A 4,246-nucleotide genomic window follows, 5' to 3' on the forward strand; every position below is an offset into this window, starting at 1 on the left:
AAGACTGTTTCTGTGGGTGCGTCCGTTCCTTGAGAACTCAACAGCGTGCACTTGTCAAATGCCAATTTATTCCTCGTCGGTCTTCGGATCGCGAGAAATTCCTTTGGATCAAAGACCAGCCCTTCCGGGGGTTGGCATTATGGAATTCGTCAGTTTTGATGTTTTCTCTTTGGTCAGTTTCGAACTCGCTGCGGCATCGTTTTCCCGGTGTTGTGGTTTTTTTCTTTTACGGAGAGTTTGATCCTGGCTCAGGATGAACGCTGGCGGCGTGCTTAACACATGCAAGTCGAACGGTGAAGCCAAGCTTGCTTGGTGGATCAGTGGCGAACGGGTGAGTAACACGTGAGCAACCTGCCCTGGACTCTGGGATAAGCGCTGGAAACGGTGTCTAATACTGGATATGAGCCTCTATCGCATGGTGGGGGTTGGAAAGATTTTTCGGTCTGGGATGGGCTCGCGGCCTATCAGCTTGTTGGTGAGGTAATGGCTCACCAAGGCGTCGACGGGTAGCCGGCCTGAGAGGGTGACCGGCCACACTGGGACTGAGACACGGCCCAGACTCCTACGGGAGGCAGCAGTGGGGAATATTGCACAATGGGCGGAAGCCTGATGCAGCAACGCCGCGTGAGGGATGACGGCCTTCGGGTTGTAAACCTCTTTTAGCAGGGAAGAAGCGAAAGTGACGGTACCTGCAGAAAAAGCGCCGGCTAACTACGTGCCAGCAGCCGCGGTAATACGTAGGGCGCAAGCGTTATCCGGAATTATTGGGCGTAAAGAGCTCGTAGGCGGTTTGTCGCGTCTGCTGTGAAATCCCGAGGCTCAACCTCGGGTCTGCAGTGGGTACGGGCAGACTAGAGTGCGGTAGGGGAGATTGGAATTCCTGGTGTAGCGGTGGAATGCGCAGATATCAGGAGGAACACCGATGGCGAAGGCAGATCTCTGGGCCGTAACTGACGCTGAGGAGCGAAAGGGTGGGGAGCAAACAGGCTTAGATACCCTGGTAGTCCACCCCGTAAACGTTGGGAACTAGTTGTGGGGACCATTCCACGGTTTCCGTGACGCAGCTAACGCATTAAGTTCCCCGCCTGGGGAGTACGGCCGCAAGGCTAAAACTCAAAGGAATTGACGGGGACCCGCACAAGCGGCGGAGCATGCGGATTAATTCGATGCAACGCGAAGAACCTTACCAAGGCTTGACATACACCAGAACACCGTAGAAATACGGGACTCTTTGGACACTGGTGAACAGGTGGTGCATGGTTGTCGTCAGCTCGTGTCGTGAGATGTTGGGTTAAGTCCCGCAACGAGCGCAACCCTCGTTCTATGTTGCCAGCACGTAATGGTGGGAACTCATGGGATACTGCCGGGGTCAACTCGGAGGAAGGTGGGGATGACGTCAAATCATCATGCCCCTTATGTCTTGGGCTTCACGCATGCTACAATGGCCGGTACAAAGGGCTGCAATACCGTGAGGTGGAGCGAATCCCAAAAAGCCGGTCCCAGTTCGGATTGAGGTCTGCAACTCGACCTCATGAAGTCGGAGTCGCTAGTAATCGCAGATCAGCAACGCTGCGGTGAATACGTTCCCGGGTCTTGTACACACCGCCCGTCAAGTCATGAAAGTCGGTAACACCTGAAGCCGGTGGCCCAACCCTTGTGGAGGGAGCCGTCGAAGGTGGGATCGGTAATTAGGACTAAGTCGTAACAAGGTAGCCGTACCGGAAGGTGCGGCTGGATCACCTCCTTTCTAAGGAGCATCTGGCATTCGGGTTTCGGTTCGAGTGTCCAGGCGCCAGATCAACACCGTTCGTGTGTTGCTGGTAGCTCATGGGTGGAACATTTGACTTGGTGTCGGGGACGATGTTTCCGGGTTTAGTACGTGGCTTGCCACGGGAACGATCTGGTTCGGAGTGTCCGGTGCATGCACGCTGTTGGGTCCTGAGGGGCCGGGCGCTGATCGCGTCAGTCTTTGGGCTGGGTGGTTGGTGGCTGTTCCTCGAGGGCCTTTTCCTGGTGTCACGGTTGTGGCGCGTGGGGAGGGGTACCGCCCGTACTTTGAGAACTACACAGTGGACGCGAGCATCTTCGACATGAGCCTTCGGGTTTGTGTCGTGAAGATGATCTTAAAGATCATTAGTCAATTTTTTGACGATTCAACTCATGTGATTTCAAGTCTTTAAGAGCAAACGGTGGATGCCTTGGCATCTGGAGCCGAAGAAGGACGTAGCAATCTGCGATAAGCCTCGGGGAACTGATAAGCGAGTTTTGATCCGAGGGTGTCCGAATGGGGAAACCCCGCCAGGGCGCGTGCGTACCTGGTGACTCCCGCCTGAATATATAGGGCGGGTAGAGGGAACGTGGGGAAGTGAAACATCTCAGTACCCACAGGAAGAGAAAGCAAAAGCGATTCCGTGAGTAGTGGCGAGCGAAACCGGAAGAGGCTAAACCTAGCGTGTGTGATAGCCGGCAGGTGTTGCACGTTGGGGGTTGTGGGACTTTTCTGATTGTTCTGCCGAGCAGTCGACGTGACAAGAGGGTATAGACGAACGGTTTTGAACGGCCGGTCATAGAGGGTGCGAACCCCGTAGTCGAAATGCCTGTTCTTGGCGTGAAAAGTATCCCAAGTAGCACGGGGCCCGAGAAATCCCGTGTGAATCTGTCAGGACCACCTGATAAGCCTAAATACTCCCAGATGACCGATAGCGGACAAGTACCGTGAGGGAAAGGTGAAAAGTACCCCGGGAGGGGAGTGAAATAGTACCTGAAACCGTTTGCTTACAAACCGTTGGAGCCTCCTTAGTAGGGGTGACAGCGTGCCTTTTGAAGAATGAGCCTGCGAGTTAGCGATACGTGGCGAGGTTAACCCGAGTGGGGTAGCCGTAGCGAAAGCGAGTCTGAATAGGGCGATTCAGTCGCGTGTCCTAGACCCGAAGCGAAGTGATCTATCCATGGCCAGGTTGAAGCGACGGTAAGACGTCGTGGAGGACCGAACCCACTTAGGTTGAAAACTGAGGGGATGAGCTGTGGATAGGGGTGAAAGGCCAATCAAACTTCGTGATAGCTGGTTCTCTCCGAAATGCATTTAGGTGCAGCGTTGCGTGTTTCTTGCCGGAGGTAGAGCTACTGGATGGCCGATGGGCCCTACAAGGTTACTGACGTCAGCCAAACTCCGAATGCCGGTAAGTGAGAGCGCAGCAGTGAGACTGTGGGGGATAAGCTTCATAGTCGAGAGGGAAACAACCCAGACCACCAACTAAGGTCCCTAAGCGCGTGCTAAGTGGGAAAGGATGTGGAGTTGCTTTGACAACCAGGAGGTTGGCTTAGAAGCAGCCACCCTTGAAAGAGTGCGTAATAGCTCACTGGTCAAGTGATTCCGCGCCGACAATGTAACGGGGCTCAAGCACGCCACCGAAGTTGTGGCATTGACATTTTTGGTAGGCCTTCGTGGTCCAGCCGTGTTGATGGGTAGGAGAGCGTCGTGTGGCGAGTGAAGCGGCGGGGTGACCCAGCCGTGGACGCTACACGAGTGAGAATGCAGGCATGAGTAGCGAAAGACGTGTGAGAAACACGTCCTCCGAAAGACCAAGGGTTCCAGGGTCAAGCTAATCTTCCCTGGGTAAGTCGGGACCTAAGGCGAGGCCGACAGGCGTAGTCGATGGACAACGGGTTGATATTCCCGTACCGGCGAAGAACCGCCCCAGTCAATCCAGTGGTGCTAAGAGTCCTAGCCCACGCTTTAGCGGATCCCTTCGGGGTGAGGCGGGTGTGGGTGAACGCTCGACCCCATGCTGGTGCGGCTAGCGTATTAACAGGTGTGACGCAGGAAGGTAGCCCAAGCCAGGCGATGGTAGTCCTGGTGCAAGTGCGTAGGCCGACTCTTAGGCAAATCCGGGAGTCATACAGGCTGAGACACGATGCGGATAAAAAGTGGGTGATCCTATGCTGCCGAGAAAAGCATCGACGCGAGGTTCAAGCCGCCCGTACCCCAAACCGACTCAGGTGGTCAGGTAGAGAATACCAAGGAGATCGAGAGAATCGTGGTTAAGGAACTCGGCAAAATGCCCCCGTAACTTCGGGAGAAGGGGGGCCATCCACTTATTAGGACTTGCTCCGAAAGGGTGTGGTGGCCGCAGAGACTAGTGGGTAGCGACTGTTTACTAAAAACACAGGTCCGTGCCAAGTCGCAAGACGATGTATACGGACTGACGCCTGCCCGGTGCTGGAAGGTTAAGAGGACCGGTTAGCC

2 rRNA genes are annotated in these 4,246 nt (G+C 55.0%); both read left to right on the forward strand.

The window, feature by feature from the left end:
* The first annotated feature begins 225 nt into the window (after positions 1 to 225).
* Positions 226 to 1,747 (forward strand): 16S ribosomal RNA (locus QRO03_RS12375).
* 419 nt (positions 1,748 to 2,166) lie between these two features.
* Positions 2,167 to 4,246 (forward strand): 23S ribosomal RNA (locus QRO03_RS12380); the annotation flags it as partial.

Source organism: Microbacterium sp. lyk4-40-TSB-66, assembly GCF_030209475.1.
In the GTDB taxonomy this organism is placed as follows: Bacteria; Actinomycetota; Actinomycetes; order Actinomycetales; family Microbacteriaceae; genus Microbacterium.